Genomic DNA, 22608 nt, shown 5'->3' with positions numbered 1-22608 from the left:
CCGCCCATATTTACCATCTGACCACCAGCAACGGTCAAGCCACCATTCGCGTTTAGCATACCGCCGACAGTAGCATTGTCCGTAGTGGTTACTGTAGCGAAATTTGGGTCTTGCGAGGTGGCGATAGAAATCGTGTTGCCCGTGCGGGTTATCTGAATATTACTATCACCATCTTGAAAATTAACCGTCTCTCCTGGACCTATCTGTTCTGCAACGCCATTGTTGGCTTTAATATTAAAGCCTTGACTAGCAGTTGTCTTAACCGCATCCAATTGACCAAAGTTCACCGCATCTGTAGTGACGGTGCCATTAGCGACATTGGTTACCTTATTGCCGCCCATATCGACGGTTTGATTATTGCCAACGGTCAGACCACCATTAGCCGTTACCGTACCATTTGCTGTAATGTTCGTTCCTGTAACATCGCCAGTCGCCGTCACATCGCCAGTAGCAGTAACATTGTCGAAATTACCATCAGCTGCCATCGCCTGCATACTAAACCCAGATGCTGCAAGCCCTGCACATATTGCCGTCAAGCGTAACAATTTCGCGCCTGAGTTGGTCGCTTCTGATGCTACAGAGTTTGAACTGACTGAGCTATGAGAAGATTTTCCACGGGCTTTGGCATATTCTGCGACAGCCATAAAGCAGTTTAATGATTCGTTCCAGATGACTTTATAGCTACGATTCATAACTTATACATCCTATATATATTAAAAGTGAGCAAATATTAATAAAACCTGTAGCCATTAGTCTTAAACGAGACAGTGTCTACATTAAGTTTTATATAACACTACTGGTATACCAAACGTATTAACTACTCTAAGAGCAGTGAAAATACAGAACAAAATTTGATGTGAGCTTTTTTCGGTGGCACTAGAGAATATGAAGCCCATGTGATTTCTACGTACAATTGTTACTAAAAATTAACACTTACGATGTAATATAAAATAAAGATTGTACTATATAGATTAAGTTGTTACTTGATAGTTTTTAAACAAATGTCACTCATAAACGAACAAAGCGCAATAGCATTGACTCGAAATGCAACATACTGATCAAGTAATTTAATGCAATAAACGTTCCACAATGCGATTAATAATTATGGTCGTTTTTATACTAGTAAGTTTTGCTGGCATAAGTTACCCATTAAAAAAGCCACTTAAGGATAAATGGCTTTTTATATACTCAGATCTGACCTGTTAAAAGGTAAGTTAGTTTGAATATGAACCGCCCCGACTATATCGGAGAGTGTTTTACTTGAGTCAGGCAGCAATGCCTGACAGGGTTAAATTGTCATAATACCGCTTTTCAAACTCAAAAGGCGACACATAACCAATCGTGCTATGCAGTCGTGTTTTATTGAACCAGTCCACCCATTCAAGCGTTGCCAGTTCAACATCATTTACACCGTTCCAGCTCTGCTTTAAATAATAGACCTCTTGCAAAAGTAGCAAAGGGAATTAAAATAAGAAGGCACTCATAATTTTTTAGGAACCATGCCAAACATAGATAAGCTACTCAAACAAAGTGACGCTGGTTTTAAACGCTATACAGGCATTCATAAAGCCACCTTTTATGACATGCTTGAGGCCATGCAAGAGCATGAAGCATCTAAAACCAAATCAGGCAGACCCAGCGTGCTCAGTCTTAAGGAGCAGATACTATTAGCGCTGACTTATTGGCGTGAATACCGCACGCTTTATCATATCAGTATGGACTTTGGTATTCATGAATCTTCTGCTAGCCGTATCATTCGTAAAGTAGAAGACATCCTGATTGACTCTGGCAAGTTTGAATTGCCCAAAAAGCTCCCTAGTCGCGTCGATGATGACATCAATTGGAGCGTCGTCATTGTTGATGCGACCGAAACCCCAATTGAGCGTCCAAAAAAAACCAAAGCGACTACTATAGCGGTAAGAAAAAACAACACACCTTGAAAGCGCAGGTTATCGTTCATTGGCAAACCGGTTTGATACTTGATGTACAAACCTGCAAAGGGTCAATCCACGATTTTAAGCTCTATAAAGATACTTGTCCTGATTGGCTTCCTGACAATGCTAAATTACTAGCAGATAGTGGTTATCAGGGTATAGCAGAGCTACATAAGCAAACCTTCACCCCTTTTAAAAAGCCACGTGGTGGTCAGTTACTGGAGATATGCAAACAGGCCAATCACTATCTGGCAAAGTTCCGTATTGTGGTTGAGCACAAAATAGGCTTAATTAAGTTGTTCAAAATCGTGGCTCATAAATATCGTAACCGTCGTCAGCGCTATGATCTTAGAATGAAGCTGTTTGCTGGTATCATTAATTTCGAGCTAAACCTATGACTTTTGCAAGAGGTCTACTGAATCACCTCAGACTTGTAAAGGCCATTGACTGTCTCGGCCAAGGCATTGTCATAAGAATCCCCTGTTGTGCCAACAGAGGCAATAACACCAGAGTCCGTCATCTTATCTGTATAGCGAATGGATAAATACTGAACCCCGCGATCACTATGATGAATCACATCTTTAGGATTATTCCTGTATGCAATGGCCTGATTGAGCGCTGCCATCACCATATCGGTGTTCATGCGATTAGACACCTTCCAGCCCACAATAGCGCGAGCAAACACATCAATAATAAAAGCCGTGTATACCCAGCCGCTAGTTGTCTTGATATAAGTGAAGTCCGCAACCCATAGCTGGTTAGGGCGGTGGGCGCTAAAGTTACGATTGACTAAATCATTCGCCCGCAGCTGATCATCACGACTATTGGTAGTAATCTTACTCTTACCGCGCCAAACCCCTTGCATACCGTGCTGCTTCATTAGTCGCTCAATAGTACAACGAGCGACATGAATGCCGTCTGCTTTCATCTGCTGCCAGACTTTACGAGCGCCATAGCGGCACTTGCTATCCTGCCAGATGCGCCTGATCTCGCTGATGTAGAAGTCATCATGGTGGCAACGCAATGAGCGCTTGTGTGGGTTGTTGCTTAAGTCTTTAGCGCGATAATACGTTGATTGGGCAATCGGTAATACTCGACAAATTGGCTCGACCCCATAGAGGTGTTTGTAATCATCAATAAACTGAGTCATTATTTCGGTGGGCGGCCGAGCTCCGCCTGGGCGAAAAAAGCAGCAGCCTTACGTATAATCTCATTGGCTTGCTTAAGCTCGCGACATTCGCGTTCAAGCTCTTTGATGCGCTCTTTGTCACTTTGAGCTTGCACTGAGGCAGGAATGGTTTGATCAATGTGCTTTTTATGCCACGATCGTAGGGTTTCAGGCGTACAGCCAATCTTAGGGGCGATGGCTTGAATAGCTGACCACATAGAGGGATAGTCACCTGCCACTTCAATCAGCATCCGAACGGCGCGTTCTTTGATCTCAGGAGTATAAGTTTGTCTTTTCATTGTCGTATTCTCTCAGAATGTTGAGTCTCCGACAATATCGGGGCGGTTCAGTCAACTAGAACAAGAAGTTGTAGACAGATGGTAGATTTTCATGCATAGGCTGCAAAACTAATCTGCATGCAGAGTATAACAGTCATTATATTAATAGTAAGTTATAGCCCCACATCATCATGAGTAAGTGCCACTCTCTTTACTGAGACAGCGTACTCCCATAGATCACCTTTATCACAAACGAACTGGTCGTTATTGAAAGCTACAATAGGAACCAATAATTCGTAGTAACCATTATCTATGGTTGCTACAGCATAATCATCGCTAACGTTGCTGACAGCACACCATACATAGTTGCTGACATTTTCCAAGATTGCTTTGGTTAACTCACTGCCTTGTAATTCAGCAATCATCTTCAGGCTCCAGTATCTATTAAGTTAATCTATTACTTTATAGATAAATTCGGTTTTTACAATATATCTGTATAACTCATAAGTTCTCGTAATACACCCGACTTCCCTCGAGCAGATTTTTTATAGTTAGAATTTATACTCAAATTATTCAAAGACATTTTTAATCTTATGCTCGATATACTGTCTTTTCGGTATGATAAATCGGCTTTCATTTATGCTATCAAAGACTGCTTAATCGATGCTCGTTAACGCTTTACTAACATCTAAGAAATTGACAGCGGGGGCAGCTTATACTACCCTTTATCACTCATTCACTTTATTAATCTTACTTCTTAAATAGTAAGATCGTTCCGGAGTAATCCCATGCAGTGGACCAAACCAGCTTTTCAAGACATTCGTATCGGTTTCGAAGTGACTATGTATTTCGAAGCACGCTAAAACTCATTAGCACTCAATCCATTAAAAGCCCTAGATGATTAGGGCTTTTATTTTTTTGGAAATATTGATTTATGTATATTCACGTTTTAGGTTCAGCTGCTGGTGGCGGTTTCCCGCAGTGGAACTGTAACTGCGATAATTGCCACGGTGTCCGTCAAGGCACGATTCAGGCAAAAACCCGTACCCAATCTTCGATAGCCATATCAGAAAATGGTGTGGATTGGATCTTATTCAACGCATCCCCTGATATCCGCCAACAATTATTTGAGTTCAAGGCAGCACAGCCAGCACGTCAATTGAGAGATACCGGCATCACCAATGTTGTCTTGATGGACAGTCAACTTGACCATACGACGGGGCTATTGACCCTGCGTGAAGGTTGTCCAATTCCTGTTTGGTGTACTGACATGGTCTATCAAGATCTAACGACAGGATTTCCTCTTTTTAACATGTTGAAGCACTGGAATGGCGGCTTGCAATATAATCAAATTGATCCAGAAAAGACGTTTAAGATTGAAGGGTTTGACAATTTAGAATTGACGCCTTTGGTGATTAGAAGCTCTGCACCGCCCTACTCTCCGCACCGCAATGACCCGCATGATGGCGACAATATTGCCCTGATTGTAAAAAACTTAAAAACACAAAAACAACTCTTTTATGCACCAGGTCTCGGTAAAATTGATGATCAAATGATGCAGATCATGAAAAGCTCTGATTGCGTAATGATTGACGGTACGCTATGGACGGACAATGAGATGCAAGAGTGCGGCGTCGGTACGAAGACCGGCCAAGACATGGGGCATTTGCATATTAGTGGTGAAGACGGCTCGCTGCATTATTTAGACCAGCTCGATAACGCTCGTAAGGTGCTGATCCATATCAATAACACCAACCCGATATTGAATGAACAGTCTGAACAAGCCGCGACATTAAAACAACATGGTGTTGAAGTAGCATTTGATGGTATGCAGATTGAGCTTTAAGACAAACGGTAAGGCAAAGATAGCAATCGTAAGGTGAGAACAATGCAAGAAGAAAACACAGCGCTAAGCCCAGAAGCGTTTGAACAAGCGATTATGGCTAAGGGTCAGTATTATCATATTTATCATCCCTTTCATATCATGATGCATGAAGGCAAAGCGACCCAGCAGCAAATCCAAGCGTGGGTCGCCAACCGTTTTTATTATCAGATCAACATCCCATTGAAAGACGCAGCCATTATGGCAAACTGTCCTGATCAGCGCGTACGTCAAGAATGGATTCAACGCATGATTGATCAAGATGGCGTCTATCCTGATGGCGGCGGTCGTGAAGCATGGCTAGGTCTGGCAGAGGCAGTCGGTCTGACTCGTGAGCAGGTGATTTCTGAAGAGCTGGTACTACCGGGTGTGCGTTTTGCTGTCGATGCTTATGTGAACTTTGCGCGGCGTACCTCATGGCGAGAAGCCGCCAGTAGCTCACTGACTGAGCTGTTTGCCCCGCAGATTCATCAGTCGCGTTTAGAGTCGTGGCCCAAGCATTACCCTTGGATAAAGGAGCAAGGCTATACCTATTTCCGCTCGCGCCTCAGCCAAGCTCGCCGCGATGTTGAGCATGGTCTGACCATCACACTCGACTCATTCAAAACAGCCGAGCAACAAGAGCGTATGCTTGAGATCCTACAGTTTAAGCTCGATATCTTATGGACAATCTTGGATGCCTTGAGCTTGGCCTATGTGCATAACCAAGCCCCTTACCAAAGTGTTACCACTGACAATGTCTGGCATAAAGGATTGTTCAAATGAGTATACCTGCTAGTTTACCTGAGCTGGATCAATCCATCGTACCGGCATGGCGTCATGGCTATCGCTTTCAGTTTGAGCCAGCGCAAAACGCCTATGTCTTACTCTACCCTGAAGGCATGATTAAGCTCAATGACAGTGCCAGCATCATTGGGCAACATATTGATGGCAAAGCGTCCATTGCTGATATTATCCAAAAGGTACAGGCTATGTTTGGTGATATTCCCGAAATCGAACAAGACATCATTGAATATATGCTGGTCGCCCAGCGTGAACATTGGATTGATTTAGTATGACTGCGCCAGTCGGGCTACCGCTATGGCTGCTTGCTGAGCTGACCTACCGCTGCCCCTTACAATGCCCTTATTGCTCAAATCCTATCGATTATGCTCAGTATAAAGAAGAGCTAACGACAGAGGAATGGTTTGATGTATTTGATCAGGCGCGGCAAATGGGCGCGGTGCAGCTTGGTTTTTCTGGCGGCGAGCCACTGGTTCGTCAAGACCTAGAAGAGCTGGTCGCTTATGCACACAATCAAGGTTTTTATACTAACTTGATCACGTCGGGTATGGGATTGACCGAAGCTCGGATTGCGCGTTTAAAAGAAGCAGGTCTTCAGCATATCCAGATCAGCTTCCAAGCCAGCGATCCAACGGTGAACAATGCCTTGGCAGGTTCAAAGCATGCCTTTGAGCAAAAATATGAGATGTCACGTCTGGTCAAACAGTACGATTACCCGATGGTACTTAACTTTGTCATTCATCGGCAAAACATCGATCAGATTGACCAGATTATTGAGCTGTGCTTAGAGCTGGAAGCCGACACAGTTGAGCTGGCTATTTGCCAGTTTTACGGCTGGGCATTTGAAAACATAGAGGGTTTACTACCAACCAAAGCGCAAGTGGTCCGAGCCGAACGCATTACCAATGAATACCGTAAGCAGATTGAAGAACGTGGTATCAAATGCAAACTTATTTTTGTGGTGCCTGATTATTATGAAGAACGTCCAAAGCCCTGTATGGATGGCTGGGGCAAGATTTTCTTAACAGTGGCCCCAGACGGTACAGCCCTGCCTTGCCATGCTGCCAGACAAATGCCAATACAGTTTCCTAATGTACGACATACACCACTGTCAGATATTTGGTATGAATCTACGAGCTTCAATCAGTTTCGCGGTGATGACTGGATGCCTGACATGTGCCAAAGCTGCCCAGACAAAGAACGCGATTATGGCGGCTGTCGTTGCCAAGCCTTTATACTGACTGGGGACGCCAAAAATGCCGATCCTGTCTGTGGCAAATCGCCTTATCACTACTTGATTGAGGAGGCGCGTATCAACAGCGAGACGCCTGTACCTTTTGAAGAGTTGCGCTTTCGTAATCCAAAAAATTCTAAAACACTGAGCAATAAACAGCTGAATAAAGACAAATTGATTCCTACTCGTATGGTAACAGGTGAAATATGAATGCTAATACTAAGCCTGTGATATTTGATGGACATAACGATCTATTGACTCGCCTTTGGCTAAGTTCAGCTGCCGATCCGGTACATGATTTCATTTATGGTACGTTACCGGGACATTTGGATTTACAACGCTGCAAAGACGCGAATTGGATGGGCGGATTATTTTCTATTTTCCTGCCGCCCTATGCTTATGTGAAAAACAACCATCCTGACAAATTAGCCAATCCCTCACATTCAGACTTCACTCCGCAAGAAATCGTCGATATCTGCTGTGCGCAATTGAAACTAGCCCAGCAACTAGAGGCAAGATCTGACGGTCAGATTCAGATTTGCACCTCGTTAGAACAAATTCAGGCCTGTCAGCAGAATCAACAACTGGCTATCGTTTTGCATCTTGAAGGTGCTGAGTTTTTAGCCATACAGCCTGAACTGCTAGATGTGTTTTATGATGCCGGACTCAGAAGCATTGGCCCACTATGGAATAGAAAGAGCCTTTTCGGTGATGGCTTGAATGCCTCCTTTCCGCATTCTCCAGATACGGGAGCTGGGCTTACGACTCAAGGTAAAGACCTCATTCTTAAATGCAGTGAAAAGCATATGCTGATCGATGTGTCGCATATGAATGAGCGTGCTTTTTGGGATACGCTAGAGATTGCTTGCCAGCCTATTGTTGCAACACACTCCAATGCACATGCTCTATGTCAGCAAGCACGGAACTTAACTGATCAGCAGCTGGCTGCTATTAAACAAAGCGATGGTTTGGTTGGGGTGAATTTCGATGTGGCGTTTCTTCGTGCAGATGGGCAACGTAATACGCAAACCTCACTTGACGTGATTGTCGACCATCTTGATTATCTGATCGACCATCTAGGCGAAGATCATGTTGGGTTTGGCTCTGATTTTGATGGGTGTCTACTACCTGATGAGCTATCTGATATCAGTCAAATCTCTATGTTGATTGAGCGAATGCAACAACGTCACTTCTCAAATCAACTGATTGAAAAGGTGACATCAAAAAACTGGTTTACGGTACTTGATAAGGTATGGCAATAGTCATAATAATCATTAAGCAATTACTGTCTAGGGACTGCTGTTTTGCTCATCTGATTAAACATACCTCATGCAAAGAATTTAAATGTTAACTATCTTAAAACTGATCAAACAGGGTAATCATTAGTTCTCGTTTTACCTTAATACCTGCTCTACCCGTTCAATCAAGTATTCTTTGACCGCATTGAACAATGGATCGATTAAGCGCCGTTCTGGACAAATCAAATATAGTGGATAATTGGCCACTTGCCAGCCGTCCAACTCCACTTCAATAAGTCTCCCTGCCTTTAAATCGCCGGCGATATCTAACTGAGACTTTAATGCGATGCCTTTACCCGCTACTGCCCAGCGGCGTACAACGTCACCGTCTTTACTTCTGCGATTGCCATCCACTGCCACACGTTTAGTCTTTCCCGCTTTTTCAAAAGTCCACTCGCTCAAATACTTTTCATCATGACCCAAACGTAAACAGTTATGCTGCGATAAATCTTCTGGCATTGTTGGGATACCAATATCCTTATCAATCTTGTTCAAATACTCCTTTGACGCACACAGTATAGGGCGATTATTCAACACTATGGGTAATGCGACCAGTGATGAATCTTTGGGTGCGCCGTAACGTAGTGCCAAATCAATCTGCTGACCGTACAAGTCCACATAGCTGTCTGACATATGTAGCTGCACCGTCACTTTTGGGTGAATGTCTATAAAATCGTCCAGCCAAGGCAAAATTAGGTTTCGTCCCAAATCTGATGATGCCGACAGTCGAATGGTACCCGTCAGTTCAGCATCATTGTCATGTAGTCCTGCATAAGCGTTGTCTAAAATAGCCACCGCATCTCGGCAATGCTTTAAATATTGCTCCCCCTTGCTAGTTAGACGCAGCCTACGAGTAGAGCGAACAAATAATACCGTCTCAATTTCCGCTTCTAATCGCTTGACCGCTGCACTCACAACTGCAGGCGACAGATCTAAGTGCCGAGCACAGGCAGATAGGCTACCTAAGCGAGCGGTCTCAATAAAAATACGTAAATCCTGCAAATTTTTCATCGTCATGCCTTCGCTCAATTAACGTCTAACTTAGCAACCACCATCGCTTGCTGCTGCTAGCCTCATCATTATATAAAAATTATTGAAACTGTTTCTCTAAACCTGCTGATTATCAAAATCATTAATTATAGTAGCATGCACCTATAAGGTTCACTCACACATTTGGAGATACACAATGGATACTATAATACGGCCTACGAGCACACAGGACACTCAACACCATAGCGACCATGATGGAGATAATCAACAGAGCGCACTACAGCAAGCACGCAACTTACCACTACCTTCAAAATCAGACATGCTTAGACGTGCACCATCGGTAGAGCATTTCTGGCATCAAAACAGCCAGTTACTAGAGCAAGCATGGGCAGAATGGGAAACCACTGAGCATGACTTGCCTGTACTCGATGATTCATTATTTGATCCAACTCTATGTGATGCAGTGACGCAAGCGTGGCGCACTCCTTCTACGGAGACAGCGGTTAAAAACTTATGGCAAGAGATACTACCTGACGTATATCAGGGGCAACTCTTTGACCCAGCACAACTATCAACGCTGCGCCGTTATTTGCAAGCAATCGCAGACGCTAATATCCCAATACGTCCTCCTTATGGTATCGCATTGAATAGTAATGGCGCCATGCTAGATGCGCGCTCGCTAGGCTATCTGGCCACCCCTAATTTTCAGGCGTTTTATCATAAAGTCATGAATCAATATATGCGCCCTATCGCTCGGTTATTATTTGCCAATATTTATGGCTATGACACTCAGACCTTTGGGTTCTCGATTCAATACCAGCCGGCAGGCGACACATCGCTACAACTTCATACTGATGCTTCAGCGGTGACTATGAATATTAACCTAAATCTGCCAGGCGAAGACTTTACTGGATCAGAAGTTGACTTTGTCGATCGCCATTTAGGGCAAACCAGACGTGCCATCTTTAAACCTGGCATGGCGATTATTCATAGAGGCTCAGTGCCTCACGCCGCACATTCAATCACCAGTGGCAAACGTACCAATATGGTGCTTTGGCTGTATGGCGATAATATGCAAGTACCACGAGGAGTTGGGCTTAATAGTCATATTGATGCCAATCAACGTTGGACTGCTACGCACAGTCAGCCTGATAATTTCGCACCGTTTTAAGATCAGTTTATGCGTTTAATAAATTTATCAATTGATAAATCACCTTCATTATACGTCCTAATATAGCTAACAAATAACCTTTAAAAAGATTAAAAACGCCGTATTCTCAAAATAATATTGAAAGTGTTTTCTCTTGTAGCTAGTGGTTCTAATGTATGAACTTTACTATTATGAGTCATCACTAGGACGGACTAATCAGTTAACTTGATGAACAATAAGGATTGAGTGGCACCGTTTGTTAAATCCGTTTGTATTACCAGCTGACTAAAAAACTGAAACTTACTTTACTTAAGGACAATCATGAAAACCATTAATGAAGCACTAAACTGGCGTTACAGCACCAAAGTATTTGATGCCAATAAAAAGATATCTGCTGAAGATTTTAAGCAGATCAAAGACATGCTACAAATGAGTCCATCAAGTACCAATATTCAACCATGGAACTTTGTCATTGCAGATGATGACGCAGGCAAAGCGCGCATTGCCAAAAGCACGCAAGGTGCCTTTCATTTTAATACACCTAAAGTCCTAGATGCCTCACACGTGGTGGTTTTATGTACTCGTATTCATGCGGATGATGAGTATCTGCAAGCTGTGTTAGAAAAAGAAGATCAAGATGGTCGCTATGCGCAGCCAGAATTCAAAGCACAGATGCATCAAGGTCGCCAATTGTTCTTAGATATGCATCGCTTCGATACCAAAGATGAGCCACATTGGCTTGCCAAACAGGTATATCTCAACATGGGCGGGGTACTATTGGGCAGTGCGCTTTTGGGTATTGACACCGTCCCTATGGAAGGTGTTGATTTACAGGCGCTTGATACGGAGTTCGACTTACGTAGCAAAGGATATTCTGCTGTGGCAGTGGTATCGTTTGGCTACCGCAGTGATGAAGACTTTAATGCCAAAATACCTAAATCGCGCTTGAGTGAAGAGACTATTTTTAGTAAGGCTTAAGCAATCATTAGGGTCTGTTGAACATTCAAATGTGGTGCTGGCAGTCACTATTTTTTAGACAATATGCAGTGAATTTTTTGACGCCTAGTCATTCTAGGTTAAACAATTTCGCCATATATTGGCAGAAAATAGTACTGCCCTGAAAGGCTGATGCTAAAATCACCCCAAACGTTGTTGCAATCCTAGTTAAGGTCTCGACATTATCGTCGGCTTGCGCCTAATTTGGTGCAATTTTAGCAATCAGCAGCCCTAATATTTGAATGTTCAACAGACCCTAAGCGAAGTCTAAACATTATCAAATGGTCAATAAGTATAATTTTAACGTTGCTATTGGCCGTTTGAGTTTCTGCTATAGATTTTCTGACGTTTTTTAATAATATTTCTTATTAATCTACTATGTTGTTTTTAAAATAGTATAAACAAACATTCCGAGCCATCCATTACTTGCTACCAATAAGGCGAACGCTTTATTTCTTCGGCGAGAAAATCAATAAACTTTCTTTGTAGTGGTGTCACCTGCTTTCGATTGGCATAAACCACATAAACACCCAAGGTTTTGGGTTTCCATTCAGGCAATAACTCAATAAGTTGTCCAGATGCAATCAAAGATTTGACTGCGCCAGATGGCTGTAAACTAATCCCATGTCCACACAACGTGGCAGAGAGCAAGACTTCAGAGATATTGGCGCTGATGTTGCCAGAGATAGGAACAGACTCTGGACCATTTGGCCCGTCAAACACCCATGCCGACCGTCCAAAATACGCAAACGATAGACAGTTGTGATGTACAAGCGACTGTACGTCTGTAGGCCTGCCACGCCTTTGTAAATACTCAGGTGCAGCGCATACGATAGAGTGGCACTCACCGATACGTCTGGCAACGACATTTGGCTCCAAGTCATTGGTGATACGAATCGCCAAGTCAATACGGGCATCAACTAAATTGACCGAGTCATCAGTGGTAAGAATATCAATTGCTGTTTGCGGCCAGTGAGAAACAAAGCGACCAACCACATCCATCAAAAGGCTATCAATTAGCGAAAAGCTGGCAGTGATTCGCAGCTGACCTTTTAGCTCCAAAGTATTCTGATTGCGTATCTGATCCAACGAGTCGGTCAATCCAAGCAACTGGTACGCCACCTCAAGAGTCTGCTCACCAGGTGCAGTGAGGCTCAGACTTCGGGTCGTGCGATGTAATAAGCGCATATCCATCCAGCTCTCAAGCTCTGTCAGATAGCGCGTTACCTTAGCTCTAGACATGTCTAAATTGTCCGCGGCACGGCTCAAGCTACCTTGTTCAACGATCGTGACAAACACCTGCAACGCGGTCAGCCTATCCATCTCCACATCCTTATTTGCGCGAAAACTGAAACAGTAAATGCCGAATTATAGCGTATTTAAACGAAATACAATCGAATAGAATAGCCACTAACAACGAATACCGCCATTAACGCGGTCTATTTACTCAAACGAAAATACAGGTGGATTATGAAAAAATTAATGACAGCTTCTATGGCGGCCAGTGTGCTACTGCTCGCAACCCAAGTAAACGCAGCCGATCTACAACTGCAAGCATATAAACCAGATCAAAATGCTATTTTCCCAGTGACCTCTGTGCTGGCAAGTGGCGAGAAAGATGCTATCTTGTTCGATGCACAGTTTGGTGTCAAAGATGGTGAAGCTTTGGTTGATATGATCAAAAAAAGTAATAAAGACCTAAAAATGATTTATATCACGGCAGGCGATCCAGATTACTATTTCGGTCTTCAGCCTTTAGTCAAAGCCTTCCCTAATGTGAAGGTTATGTCTAGCCCTTCTATTATTAAACACATTGAGGCGACTAAAGATGCAAAATTAAAGCATTGGGGTCCAATCCTTGGCAAGCATGCGCCTACCAAGATCACAGTACCGCAAACCCTTGATCAGTCTACACTGACCCTAGAAGGTCACAAAATTGAAATCAAGGAGATGGGAACCCATCAAGCATACATGTGGGTACCAAAGTCAAAAACTGTTTTCGGCGGTGTGTCGGTAACATCAGGTATGCATGTGTGGACTGCGGATACCCAAACTAAAGAAGCTCGTAGCGAGTGGATGCAATCGTTAGAACAAATGAAGCAATTAAAGCCAAACCTTGTGATACCAGGTCACTATTCAGGCAACCTACTCAAAAAAGACTATGCTGTTGATTTCACCCTCAGCTATCTAAAAACCTTTGAGCAAGCACTAGATGAGGCAAAAAAGCAAGACTCCAAGCAGTCAGAAAAAGTAATTTCTACCATGAAATCGGCTTATCCAGCGTTGCCCGGAGGAAGTGATTTAGAGTTGAGCAGTCAAGTCAATACAGGTGAGATAGAGTGGTAAATACAGGACAACTATTAAGTAAAAAACACTAATACTTTACTAAACCCACTAACCAGATATTAGTAGCAAAGTACTGGCGTATGCTGGGTCAATCAGCATACGCCAGTACTTTTAATGATAAATGAGAACAACTGATGACAATACAGTATCGTCGTGCTACGCCTGAAGACTTTGCAGCCATTGTTGACCTTTTTGTCGTCAATATGAATTTGAGTGTATTTACTACTGCAACAGATAAGCAGGTTCTAAAGCAACTGGCTACCCTATTTCTAGCTAAAGACTGTCATCATGCTACTTTTATACAAGTTGCAGAATATGGTGACATTATTTGCGGTGTGGTGATAGGGATCACTAGACAAGATCCACATAAAGCTTTGTCATTCGATGATAAGCCCATTATTGATCAGATAGAAAACAAGCTGCGTTTATCTGATCAAGGTCGACAGGTATTAAGTGATTTACAGAAAAAAGAATCGGCTGGCGCGAAACAAAAGAAAGTCGATTTTGATAACGAATTACAGTTCTTCTGTGTAGATCCTGACTATCGTCGCCACCGTATTGGAGCGACGCTAATTCAGGCATTTGAGACTTATCTCGTGGCACAGGGCGTAACCACGTATGCATTACATACAGACACTTTATGTACTTATCAGTACTACGATAATAATGGCTATCAACGTGTTGATCAGTATCCTAACCACCTAAATCCGCAGATAATACACTATACCTATGTCAAATCTTTATCTTAACAAGCTTTTATAGATGACCATCAATGATATTCAAATAAGCATAATCCAAAAGCTCTGAGACAATATTCATACAACCAATAAACTATCTTTAATTAGCCAATAAAGCGGCTTCGAATGGATAATTAGTAAGGTTTTCAAACCCAGTGTCTGTAATAATGATTTGATCTTCAAGTTTGACACCACTTTTACCACCAACTCGACCTACATACGCTTCAACGCAGAGTGCCATGCCCGGCTCCAACACACCACTATAGCCATGGCATTCAAGGTCTTCGGGGTAACGAATAGACGGGTATTCATCACAAAGACCAACGCCATGCATCATCACACCATATCTTTGCGCTCTATATTCTTCAGGAAGCAATAAACCAGATTTTGTCACCTCTTCAAATGTCATTCCTGGTTTCAATATATTCATGTTGTGTTGGATATGTTCATAAGCTACCTGATAGAGATGCTTTTGCTCTGCACTTGGCAAGCTCTCTCCAATCATCCAAGTTCGAGACAAGTCTGCACACATTCCATAAGGGCCAATCAGATCTGTATCGAATGCAAGTAACTCACCCTCCTTCACAATTCGAGGGCCGCTTTCTTGAAACCAAGGATTGGTTCTAGGCCCTGAAGAAAGAATTCGACATTCTATCCACTCACCACCTCGACGAATATTTTCCGCATGAAGAATAGACCATATGTCATTCTCAGTGATACCGGGTACTATTGCTTCTTGCATGCACTTCATCGCAACCTCTGTTGAGGCAATTGAACATCGCATGGCATTAATTTCATCTTCGTTCTTAATAGATCGAGCAAACTCCATCACTTCCTGACCATCAAAAACATCGATTCCTAATTGTTTTATCTTATTGAAACCAGCAATTTCCATTTTATCGATAGCCAATCTTTTATTGTCTCCAGCATGTTCCTGTAAAATAGATTGAATTTCTGAAGCAAACCTAGAGTCATGTTCGTCAGTTCTATCACCGGTTTCAAAGTAGAAGAAAGAAGCGCCTCCTCTGACTTCTTTGATCAAAGGACGGTGTGCTGATAAGTGCTCACAATTGTGAAAATCCCATAAAATAAGATGGCCTGATGCCGATACAAAACAGGCTCTAGAGTGATTATGGGTTACCCATACCTGCATATTTGTGGAGTCAGTCGCATATCGAATATTAAGAGGATCAAACAATAAGATGCCGCCAAGATCTCTTTTCTGTAGTTCTTTTACGATTCTTTGGAGGCGGTATTCGCGCATTCGTGTAAGGTTAGGAGGTGTCAGCCCTAGCTCAGCCCACTCATTGAATGCAAGATCTGTTGGACCTATCTCGACACGGTCATTGTCGTTAAGAGAGCCATCAGCTTTGAACGTGCCACCTCGACGCCGTGAAGGGTCTATTTTTCGATTTGAAGATGTGACTGAGAATGTGGTTATATTGCTCATTATTTGGCCTACCTCATAGTAATAACTCCAACAAACACAGGCTCCATTGAAGACTAGAGCCTTGCGTGAATGGTTGTATCTATAGTAATTTGCCACAGAAAATGAGTATGAAAAAACGATTTAAACACACGAATTCATGACATAAAGTCATGCTAATATTATGACGCTTTCTTTCTCCGCTCTCTATGTTTCAAAACGCTATAAGGCTGTTCTTTTATATTTAATAGACTCAAGCGTGGCGAGCCAAATTAAAGGTAAGACAATAAGAGCCGAACCTATCAAAAGACTGATATCAGGTATTTCATCAAACCATATGATGCCGATAACCACTGCTCCTAACAGACCGGTATATTCTGCACTAGATATTTTATGTGCTTCAACCGCTCGGTAGACCAGTACGCAGATACCCGCATAGATCAAAATAAACAAATTTGAGCCTGCTGCTATCCATAGCGCGTACCAACTCAAAGGGGCATTTTCCCAAATAGCCAAACCAAGCCCCAACGGTATTCCGACTAAATTGGTCAAAAACAAGGTCTGAGCAACGGTGTGATTCGAAGGCAATTTACGCACTAGTAGGTTGTTTGTCGCCATGGTTAAGGCCACTATCAGCGCAAATATAGCACCCATATTAATTTGTGTTGGTTTTACCACGACAAGAATACCTATGAAGCCTAGTATTGCCACAATGATGCTTGGTGCTGTGAGTCTGTCTTTATAAAACAGAAACCCTAACGGCAACATCAGTAAAGGTGCAGTATAAAAAATCGCATTGACCGTGGCTAGCGGTAGCGCTTGGATAGACAACACCATGAATACCGCGCCAAACAACCAAATATGCCCACGTACAAAATGCCATTTTACGTTACTAAGTAGCTTGGCTTTTTGGTTGAATAAACAAAACGGTAGCAGCATCAAGACAGCTGTTAGCTGACGCAATAGCACAAACTGATAGACGGCTGCGCCATCAGGCAATTCTTTTATCAGCGCATCTGAAAGGACGGCAATCATGTTTCCTGCAACCAACAGTATCATTGCAAATCCAACACTCATCTTCGGCATTATCATGCTTATACCTATCTCAAAATACATAAAATTTTCAATTAAGCCATTTAATCTAATGGTCGGATAAATAGTATATTCGCGTATACTCATGACGTATAATGATATAAAAACGTTTAGTATTAGTTGAACTCATAATGAAACTCCCCCCATTACGTGCCATACAATGCTTTGAATCTGTAGCAAGGCTCAATAGTTTTTCTAAAGCGGCAGAAAGCCTCAACGTAACGCAAAGTGCTGTGAGTCATCAGGTTCGAACGCTTGAAGAATATCTTGGTGAAGCGTTGTTTTATAGGCAGGGCCGAACCCTTTCTTTAACAGATATAGGTGCTCGCTATTTCACAGAAGTGAATCAATCGCTGACTACTCTATCCAATACCAGTCAGGCCATTCGCCATGATAAGCCTGGCCATATTCGCCTAGCACTGTATAGTTCAGTGGCTGTCAATTGGTTGATTCCTCGGTTAGAAAACTTCCGCGAACAGCACCCAGAGATTGAGCTGACCTTAAATATGGTGACAGACCAAGACGACTATAATGAGCAATGTTCGGATTGCTTTATTACCGTCAATCTACCGAAACGCAATGTAGTCAGCAAGCTTTTATTCGCTGAGAAGCTATTTCCTGTCTGTGGCCAAAAGCTTTGGGCAGAAATAAAGGATCAGCCATTGCCTGAGGCGTTATGGCAACACCCTATACTGTCCGTAAAATATTCTGACAAAAGTGAAGGTACGGCTAATGATTGGCTAAAATGGTGTAAAGCAGGCGGGTTTGAGCTGCCAAGCGAGGTAAAGATTAATCAATTTAGCCATGTACTGCTTGCCGCACAGGCTGCACGTTATAACTTAGGTATTACGCTTACCGACAACTATATGATGCTAGAACAAACACATCAGCAAAATCTTGTCAAAATCCCAATGCATGAATTACTCACTGGCGACAGTTTCTATTTCTTTTATAATGACTTAAAGTCAAATCAACCAGACATCATTAAATTGAGTCGTTGGTTAGAGTCACAATGTCTTTAAAAGTGTTTTAAATAGCATTTTAAATAAGTGTTTCTAAAGACCGTCATTAACGAATATTACCTATAATTGCGACCAATAAGCACTGTGAAAGTATCAACCCCCTACGGTAAAGAGCAAGACCTATGCAAATAATCCTCAATCAAATGGATATTACCGATTATCAAGTATCAGTAAATGCTGCTGCGATATTAAAATCAATCCATGACAATCAAGCCTGCGATGGCTTTATGATTTTTCCAGAACTTGCTTTGACTGGCTTTCCGACGCTAGACAATATTGAAGCGTTGTATCATCAATCAACAGAGCACTTTCACAGCATATTGGAAGCAAGCAAAAATACAGATTCAACCATCATTATTGGACATATTGACAAACAGGATCAACTTTTCTATAACGCATGTTCTTTTATAAAAAACGGCAAAATCATTCATAAACACAGAAAGTCAAAGCTTTGGCTTGATGATGTTGGGGTATTTACGAGCGGAGAAGACTTGTCAGTGGTTAGCATTAATGATGTGGTTTGCGGTGCTCAGATTTGTTTTGAGCTAGAGTTTCCAGAAGGCTCAAGAGCACTGGCAAAAAAAGGCGCACAGATCATATTTATGCCAAACGGCAATATGTCTCCCTATGCAAATAACCACTATGTATTGACTCAAGCTCGGGCTATAGAGAACCAATGTTTTGTGATTACCTGCAATGGTGTCGGCGTCGGTCATGGCGGTCAGTTTGTAGGAGAGAGCCTAATCGTCTCTCCTACAGGACGAATTATCAAAAAACTTGGTTCGTCGCCAGATATAGTAACAGTAGATATAGATTTAGAGGAACTAGAGCAGTCTAAGCAAAACTATCAATATATAGACTTGTCTTAATGTAACCATAGAGCTTAATCATTAAACTGAGTAACAAGGTTATTTTCTGGAGAAACCACAGTGAAGAAAAATCACGGTTACTTATCGCGGCTGACGTCTGGTGGCTTGAGAGCCAATGGACTATCGTTGAGCTAGTACAGCGCAGCCTATATATCCTATGACTTACTATTCTCAGTCTCTCAAAGCATCTTCAACAAAGCTCAACCGGTCTTGACCAAAGTACATTTCATCATTTACGAAGAAACTTGGTGCCCCAAATATGCCTCGTGCTACTGCTTCTTCGGTACTAGATTTTAAACGCGCCTTGACCTCAGGCTCACTAATACGCGCCATAAAATCAGTCGCCTCAATGCCTACTTTCGACAGAACTTCAGCCACAACTTCTGGTGATTCCATATTTAACTTTTCAGCCCATAGCGCATTGAAGATAGCGGATAAATAACTCTCAAATTTAGGTGTCCCCAAATAAGCGGTAACACCGCGCATAAGCTGCATCGTATTGACTGGGAAAAATGGATTGAAGCGAAAAGGTACGTCATAGATGGCTGAAAAACGCTTAAGGTCTTTGAGCATATAAGCGCCTTTAGCAGGTACGGCAGCTGGTGAGGTGTTACCAACGGCTTGAAACACTGCGCCAAGTAACATAGGTCGCCAAACAATTTCGGCATTGTGACGCTGCGCGATACTCGCTAACTGTGTCCATGCCAAGTAACTGGCTGGGCTACCCACATCAAAGAAAAACTCTACTTGTTTACTCATCTTTGCATTCCTTGCAATATATTAAAAATTCATTAAAATTTTGACGGTTATTAACCAGATAAGATTAAAAATTTTCCATCCATGGGCGTAAATCCAGCTCATGCGTCCAGCTATCTCTTGGCTGACAGTGCAACTGCCAATACTGCTCAGCGATATGTTCTGGATTTAAAATACCATCTTGGTCTTTTAGCTCATAGCGCTCAGGAAAGTTGTCACGAATAAAATCAGTATCAATAGCACCGTCAATGATAGGGTGTGCGACATGTATGCCTTTAGGTCCCAACTCGCGCGCCAGGCTTTGTGCCAGTGCCCGCAGAGCAAACTTAGCACTAGCAAAAGCTGAAAAACCTTTACTACCGCGTAAAGACGCTGTTGCACCCGTAAAAATAATTGTCCCCCTCTCACGTGGAATCATGACTTTTGCCGCTTCTCTACCTGTCAAAAATCCAGCCAAAGCACCCATCTCCCACACTTTACGATAGACCCTCTCTGTCGTATCTAAGATGGAGAAATGCACGTTTGCACCGATGTTAAACACCACGACTTCAATCGGCCCAATGTCTTTTTCAATATGAGCAAACAGCTCAACCATCTCTTGCTCGATACGCGCATCACAACCAAATGGCTTGACTACTCCTCCAGCCGCTTCGATATCACTGACTAATGTTTCTAGCTTCTCAACAGTCCTTCTGGTCACGCACAAAGTAAAACCTTCTCGCGCAAAACGTCTGGCAACAGCGCTGCCAGTGGCATCGCCTGCGCCGATTACAACTGCTACGGGTGCTCTGTTCATATCTATTTCCTTATAGGTTCCTTTTTAGAACTAACAAAAACATAGCTTTATTTTTGGACCCTGTCAAGCTAACCTATAGCTTAAAGATAAAGGAGATAACCTATGCGCTGGGATGAACTGGACCAACAGTCTTGCTCGGTGGCTCGCACTTTAGCAGTCATTGGTGATCGTTGGACGCTCATGATTTTACGCGATTGTTTTTTGGGAGTCAGACGATTCGACGTATTTGAGCAACGCTTGGGCATTACACGCCATGTCCTATCTAACCGTCTTCGCAAGCTGGTTGAATACGATATTTTAAAAAAAGTCGCCTATCAGCAGCGGCCGCTACGTGAGGAATATAGACTGACAGAGTGTGGATTAGATTTGCACTCTGTCGTACTGGCATTGGTCAGTTGGGGTGATAAATACATGGCTGATGAACGCGGGGCACCGCTGTTGCATAGACACAAGGCATGTGGTCACATTATGCATCCTGTGACAGTATGCTCCGAGTGCGCTGAGGCCGTTACTGCACGTGAGGTTGAGGTTGAGATAGGACCCAAATGGATCGGTAATGATGAAGTGATTATTTAATATAGTAGCGGTTTATGAATCACTGGAGCTAGATATCAGAACACTTTATTTAAAAGACTTGACCTTTTACGGTTGTACTGTACTTCAGCCTAAAGTGTTCCAAAACCTCGTTAACTTTTAATCTAAATGGGGTTATGCGTTATGCAGGCCAGCCTTCTAATACAATCTTGCCATGCGCTTGCTGTTTTTCTAGCATTTGGTGCGCACTACGTAGATGTTCAGCGGTGATAGCCCCAAGATTGTGAGCAACTGTGGTTTTGATCTCGCCTGCATCAATCAATTTTGCCACCGCATTTAATAAATGATGCTGTTCAATCATGTCTGGCGTATTGAACATTGAGCGTGCAAACATAAATTCCCAATGCAGGCTTAAGCTCTTGGTTTTAAGAGGGTTGGCATCTAATGATTTTGGATCATCAATCAGTCCAAGCTTACCTTGCGGCTTTAAGCATTTAATGATTTCTTCATAATGATCCTCAGTATTATTGAGACTCACCACGTAGTCTACTTCAGCAATACCCGTTTTTTGTAGTTCCTCAGACAATGGGTTGCGGTGATTGATAACATGATCAGCACCCAAGTCTTTGAGCCACTGCACGCTCTCATCTCTCGAAGCCGTACCGATAATCGTGGCAGACGTTCTTGTTTTTAATAACTGAGTTAAGATAGATCCAACACCGCCCGCTGCGCCAATGACCAATACTGAGACGTTATTAGCATTCTCGCTACTACCGCTGTCATTCGCTGCGCTATCAGAGACAGGCACTTGTAAACGGTCAAATAACATCTCCCAAGCTGTAATCGTCGTGAGTGGTAATGCCGCTGCCTCAGCGAAAGACAAAGAGGCTGGCATGTGTCCAACGATACGCTCATCGACCAACTGATATTCAGCATTGCTGCCTGAACGGGTCAAATCTCCAGCATAATAGACGTTGTCGCCTACTGAGAATAAACTGACGTCTTCACCGACAGCCGTCACAGTGCCAGCAGCATCCCAACCAATAACAGCATACTCACCCTCTGCGGCAGGACGCCCTTCACGGATTTTGTAATCTACTGGATTGACTGATATGGCTTTTACTTCTACGAGAATATCGCGGCCTGAAGCAATTGGCTTATCAAGGGTGATGTCTTGTAGCGATTGTTCATTATCGATAGGTAGATTGTTTTGATAACCAATGGCTTTGATAGTTTGCATAATATTGTGTCCTGTTTTTAATAAGAAAGTTTTTAAAAATAAAATTTGAAAATATAGTTAGGGCGTGTCCTCAATTC

The 22608-nt window shown here is 42.8% G+C and carries 24 protein-coding genes, 2 pseudogenes and 1 other annotated feature; of the genes and pseudogenes, 15 read left to right on the top strand and 11 right to left on the bottom strand.

What is annotated here, in order from left to right; genetic code table 11:
* Both ACQKCG_RS08505 and ACQKCG_RS08500 read right to left on the bottom strand, forming a co-directional pair.
* Positions 1-692 (bottom strand): ESPR-type extended signal peptide-containing protein (locus ACQKCG_RS08505; protein ID WP_427585370.1); only part of this gene is annotated, 692 nt, incomplete at its 3' end.
* Between the two features lie 573 nt (positions 693-1265).
* A pseudogene (locus tag ACQKCG_RS08500) lies at positions 1266-1439 on the bottom strand (integrase core domain-containing protein); the annotation flags it as partial.
* Positions 1440-1499: 60 nt separating this feature from the next.
* Between ACQKCG_RS08500 and ACQKCG_RS08495 the strand changes: the two are divergent.
* Positions 1500-1940: a helix-turn-helix domain-containing protein gene (locus tag ACQKCG_RS08495; protein WP_427551371.1), complete on the top strand. Its 441-nt coding sequence runs from the start codon at positions 1500-1502 to the stop codon at positions 1938-1940.
* Entirely contained in the window at positions 1937-2332 is a 396-nt protein-coding gene (locus ACQKCG_RS08490; protein WP_427551372.1) for a transposase family protein, read from the top strand. The genes ACQKCG_RS08495 and ACQKCG_RS08490 overlap by 4 nt, the downstream gene beginning before the upstream one ends.
* A 17-nt stretch (positions 2333-2349) precedes the next feature.
* Here the strand turns inward: ACQKCG_RS08490 and ACQKCG_RS08485 are convergent.
* Positions 2350-3401: pseudogene (locus ACQKCG_RS08485) on the bottom strand (IS3 family transposase); the annotation flags it as partial.
* Positions 3010-3126 (bottom strand) — a sequence feature (AL1L pseudoknot). Its footprint overlaps the pseudogene before it by 117 nt.
* A 152-nt stretch (positions 3402-3553) precedes the next feature.
* Positions 3554-3805 carry a hypothetical protein gene (locus ACQKCG_RS08480; protein ID WP_201569055.1) on the bottom strand — a complete coding sequence of 84 codons (252 nt, stop codon included), beginning with the start codon at positions 3803-3805 and terminating at the stop codon, positions 3554-3556.
* A gap of 363 nt (positions 3806-4168) precedes the next feature.
* On the opposite strand from ACQKCG_RS08480, the gene pqqA reads away from it, so the two are divergent.
* The 6 genes from pqqA to ACQKCG_RS08450 all read left to right on the top strand — a co-directional run bounded on the left by pqqA (position 4169) and on the right by ACQKCG_RS08450 (position 8541).
* The gene (gene pqqA, locus ACQKCG_RS08475; RefSeq protein ID WP_082894360.1) at positions 4169-4243 is read left to right on the top strand and encodes a pyrroloquinoline quinone precursor peptide PqqA; all 75 of its coding nucleotides are present in this window, start codon (positions 4169-4171) and stop codon (positions 4241-4243) included.
* 71 nt (positions 4244-4314) lie between these two features.
* Positions 4315-5226, top strand: a complete 912-nt coding sequence (gene pqqB, locus ACQKCG_RS08470; RefSeq protein WP_427585369.1) for a pyrroloquinoline quinone biosynthesis protein PqqB — start codon at positions 4315-4317, stop codon at positions 5224-5226.
* Positions 5227-5268: 42 nt separating this feature from the next.
* Positions 5269-6027 (top strand): pyrroloquinoline-quinone synthase PqqC, encoded by a 759-nt coding sequence (gene pqqC / locus ACQKCG_RS08465; protein WP_102078380.1) that lies wholly within the window; start codon positions 5269-5271, stop codon positions 6025-6027.
* A complete protein-coding gene (pqqD, locus tag ACQKCG_RS08460) occupies positions 6024-6320 on the top strand; it encodes a pyrroloquinoline quinone biosynthesis peptide chaperone PqqD (RefSeq protein WP_427585368.1) in 297 nt (98 codons plus the stop codon). Before pqqC ends, pqqD begins: the two co-directional genes overlap by 4 nt.
* Positions 6317-7489: a pyrroloquinoline quinone biosynthesis protein PqqE gene (gene pqqE / locus ACQKCG_RS08455; RefSeq protein ID WP_427585367.1), complete on the top strand. Its 1173-nt coding sequence runs from the start codon at positions 6317-6319 to the stop codon at positions 7487-7489. Before pqqD ends, pqqE begins: the two co-directional genes overlap by 4 nt.
* Positions 7486-8541 carry a dipeptidase gene (locus tag ACQKCG_RS08450; RefSeq protein ID WP_427551376.1) on the top strand — a complete coding sequence of 352 codons (1056 nt, stop codon included), beginning with the start codon at positions 7486-7488 and terminating at the stop codon, positions 8539-8541. The genes pqqE and ACQKCG_RS08450 overlap by 4 nt, the downstream gene beginning before the upstream one ends.
* A gap of 132 nt (positions 8542-8673) precedes the next feature.
* Here ACQKCG_RS08450 and ACQKCG_RS08445 read toward each other — a convergent pair whose 3' ends face one another.
* Positions 8674-9588, bottom strand: coding sequence for a LysR family transcriptional regulator (locus ACQKCG_RS08445; protein ID WP_427551379.1), 915 nt, complete (start codon positions 9586-9588; stop codon positions 8674-8676).
* 175 nt (positions 9589-9763) lie between these two features.
* Here ACQKCG_RS08445 and ACQKCG_RS08440 point away from each other — a divergent pair, with 175 nt between their 5' ends.
* Together ACQKCG_RS08440 and nfsB are read left to right on the top strand one after the other, a co-directional pair.
* Positions 9764-10738: a hypothetical protein gene (locus tag ACQKCG_RS08440; protein ID WP_261870733.1), complete on the top strand. Its 975-nt coding sequence runs from the start codon at positions 9764-9766 to the stop codon at positions 10736-10738.
* Positions 10739-11038: 300 nt separating this feature from the next.
* A complete protein-coding gene (gene nfsB / locus ACQKCG_RS08435) occupies positions 11039-11695 on the top strand; it encodes an oxygen-insensitive NAD(P)H nitroreductase (RefSeq protein WP_427551380.1) in 657 nt (218 codons plus the stop codon).
* Between the two features lie 447 nt (positions 11696-12142).
* On the opposite strand, the gene ACQKCG_RS08430 is transcribed toward nfsB, so the two are convergent.
* Positions 12143-13036, bottom strand: coding sequence for a LysR family transcriptional regulator (locus ACQKCG_RS08430; RefSeq protein WP_427551381.1), 894 nt, complete (start codon positions 13034-13036; stop codon positions 12143-12145).
* A 147-nt stretch (positions 13037-13183) separates the two neighbouring features.
* Here ACQKCG_RS08430 and ACQKCG_RS08425 point away from each other — a divergent pair, with 147 nt between their 5' ends.
* Together ACQKCG_RS08425 and ACQKCG_RS08420 are read left to right on the top strand one after the other, a co-directional pair.
* Positions 13184-14059, top strand: a complete 876-nt coding sequence (locus ACQKCG_RS08425) for an MBL fold metallo-hydrolase (protein ID WP_101205836.1) — start codon at positions 13184-13186, stop codon at positions 14057-14059.
* Positions 14060-14193: 134 nt separating this feature from the next.
* Positions 14194-14808 (top strand): GNAT family N-acetyltransferase, encoded by a 615-nt coding sequence (locus ACQKCG_RS08420; RefSeq protein WP_201606646.1) that lies wholly within the window; start codon positions 14194-14196, stop codon positions 14806-14808.
* A gap of 88 nt (positions 14809-14896) precedes the next feature.
* Here ACQKCG_RS08420 and dddP read toward each other — a convergent pair whose 3' ends face one another.
* Both dddP and ACQKCG_RS08410 read right to left on the bottom strand, forming a co-directional pair.
* The gene (gene dddP / locus ACQKCG_RS08415) at positions 14897-16246 is read right to left on the bottom strand and encodes a dimethylsulfonioproprionate lyase DddP (protein WP_102078382.1); all 1350 of its coding nucleotides are present in this window, start codon (positions 16244-16246) and stop codon (positions 14897-14899) included.
* 198 nt (positions 16247-16444) lie between these two features.
* Positions 16445-17314 carry a DMT family transporter gene (locus tag ACQKCG_RS08410; protein ID WP_228153121.1) on the bottom strand — a complete coding sequence of 290 codons (870 nt, stop codon included), beginning with the start codon at positions 17312-17314 and terminating at the stop codon, positions 16445-16447.
* 131 nt (positions 17315-17445) lie between these two features.
* Between ACQKCG_RS08410 and ACQKCG_RS08405 the strand changes: the two genes are divergently transcribed.
* Together ACQKCG_RS08405 and ACQKCG_RS08400 are read left to right on the top strand one after the other, a co-directional pair.
* Positions 17446-18336 (top strand): LysR family transcriptional regulator, encoded by an 891-nt coding sequence (locus ACQKCG_RS08405; protein ID WP_101204563.1) that lies wholly within the window; start codon positions 17446-17448, stop codon positions 18334-18336.
* A gap of 122 nt (positions 18337-18458) precedes the next feature.
* Positions 18459-19205 (top strand): carbon-nitrogen hydrolase family protein, encoded by a 747-nt coding sequence (locus tag ACQKCG_RS08400; protein WP_101204562.1) that lies wholly within the window; start codon positions 18459-18461, stop codon positions 19203-19205.
* A gap of 171 nt (positions 19206-19376) precedes the next feature.
* On the opposite strand, the gene ACQKCG_RS08395 is transcribed toward ACQKCG_RS08400, so the two are convergent.
* Together ACQKCG_RS08395 and ACQKCG_RS08390 are read right to left on the bottom strand one after the other, a co-directional pair.
* Positions 19377-19964 carry a 2-hydroxychromene-2-carboxylate isomerase gene (locus ACQKCG_RS08395; RefSeq protein ID WP_101204561.1) on the bottom strand — a complete coding sequence of 196 codons (588 nt, stop codon included), beginning with the start codon at positions 19962-19964 and terminating at the stop codon, positions 19377-19379.
* A 64-nt stretch (positions 19965-20028) separates the two neighbouring features.
* Positions 20029-20757, bottom strand: coding sequence for an SDR family oxidoreductase (locus ACQKCG_RS08390; RefSeq protein ID WP_404693799.1), 729 nt, complete (start codon positions 20755-20757; stop codon positions 20029-20031).
* A 102-nt stretch (positions 20758-20859) separates the two neighbouring features.
* Between ACQKCG_RS08390 and ACQKCG_RS08385 the strand changes: the two genes are divergently transcribed.
* A complete protein-coding gene (locus tag ACQKCG_RS08385) occupies positions 20860-21333 on the top strand; it encodes a winged helix-turn-helix transcriptional regulator (RefSeq protein ID WP_404693800.1) in 474 nt (157 codons plus the stop codon).
* 139 nt (positions 21334-21472) lie between these two features.
* Here the strand turns inward: ACQKCG_RS08385 and ACQKCG_RS08380 are convergent, their stop codons facing one another.
* Positions 21473-22522: a zinc-binding alcohol dehydrogenase family protein gene (locus ACQKCG_RS08380; RefSeq protein WP_427551393.1), complete on the bottom strand. Its 1050-nt coding sequence runs from the start codon at positions 22520-22522 to the stop codon at positions 21473-21475.
* Positions 22523-22608: the final 86 nt, after the last annotated feature.

It is taken from the genome of Psychrobacter sp. NPDC078929 (genome assembly GCF_050267985.1).
GTDB lineage: Bacteria > Pseudomonadota > Gammaproteobacteria > Pseudomonadales > Moraxellaceae > Psychrobacter.
This window is presented reverse-complemented; position numbering and strand designations above follow the sequence as displayed.

Bases quoted from the DNA above. Each gene is read 5' to 3' on its own strand.
- ACQKCG_RS08420 (WP_201606646.1), top strand. From the start codon at position 14,194: ATGACAATACAGTATCGTCGTGCTACGCCTGAAGACTTTGCAGCCATT.
- ACQKCG_RS08430 (WP_427551381.1), bottom strand. From the start codon at position 13,036: ATGGATAGGCTGACCGCGTTGCAGGTGTTTGTCACGATCGTTGAACAA.
- ACQKCG_RS08385 (WP_404693800.1), top strand. From the start codon at position 20,860: ATGCGCTGGGATGAACTGGACCAACAGTCTTGCTCGGTGGCTCGCACT.
- ACQKCG_RS08480 (WP_201569055.1), bottom strand. From the start codon at position 3,805: ATGATTGCTGAATTACAAGGCAGTGAGTTAACCAAAGCAATCTTGGAA.
- ACQKCG_RS08425 (WP_101205836.1), top strand. From the start codon at position 13,184: ATGAAAAAATTAATGACAGCTTCTATGGCGGCCAGTGTGCTACTGCTC.
- ACQKCG_RS08445 (WP_427551379.1), bottom strand. From the start codon at position 9,588: ATGAAAAATTTGCAGGATTTACGTATTTTTATTGAGACCGCTCGCTTA.
- ACQKCG_RS08390 (WP_404693799.1), bottom strand. From the start codon at position 20,757: ATGAACAGAGCACCCGTAGCAGTTGTAATCGGCGCAGGCGATGCCACT.
- pqqB (WP_427585369.1), top strand. From the start codon at position 4,315: ATGTATATTCACGTTTTAGGTTCAGCTGCTGGTGGCGGTTTCCCGCAG.
- ACQKCG_RS08405 (WP_101204563.1), top strand. From the start codon at position 17,446: ATGAAACTCCCCCCATTACGTGCCATACAATGCTTTGAATCTGTAGCA.
- ACQKCG_RS08495 (WP_427551371.1), top strand. From the start codon at position 1,500: ATGCCAAACATAGATAAGCTACTCAAACAAAGTGACGCTGGTTTTAAA.
- dddP (WP_102078382.1), bottom strand. From the start codon at position 16,246: ATGAGCAATATAACCACATTCTCAGTCACATCTTCAAATCGAAAAATA.
- ACQKCG_RS08400 (WP_101204562.1), top strand. From the start codon at position 18,459: ATGCAAATAATCCTCAATCAAATGGATATTACCGATTATCAAGTATCA.
- pqqE (WP_427585367.1), top strand. From the start codon at position 6,317: ATGACTGCGCCAGTCGGGCTACCGCTATGGCTGCTTGCTGAGCTGACC.
- pqqD (WP_427585368.1), top strand. From the start codon at position 6,024: ATGAGTATACCTGCTAGTTTACCTGAGCTGGATCAATCCATCGTACCG.
- nfsB (WP_427551380.1), top strand. From the start codon at position 11,039: ATGAAAACCATTAATGAAGCACTAAACTGGCGTTACAGCACCAAAGTA.
- pqqC (WP_102078380.1), top strand. From the start codon at position 5,269: ATGCAAGAAGAAAACACAGCGCTAAGCCCAGAAGCGTTTGAACAAGCG.
- ACQKCG_RS08450 (WP_427551376.1), top strand. From the start codon at position 7,486: ATGAATGCTAATACTAAGCCTGTGATATTTGATGGACATAACGATCTA.
- ACQKCG_RS08395 (WP_101204561.1), bottom strand. From the start codon at position 19,964: ATGAGTAAACAAGTAGAGTTTTTCTTTGATGTGGGTAGCCCAGCCAGT.
- ACQKCG_RS08410 (WP_228153121.1), bottom strand. From the start codon at position 17,314: ATGATAATGCCGAAGATGAGTGTTGGATTTGCAATGATACTGTTGGTT.
- ACQKCG_RS08440 (WP_261870733.1), top strand. From the start codon at position 9,764: ATGGATACTATAATACGGCCTACGAGCACACAGGACACTCAACACCAT.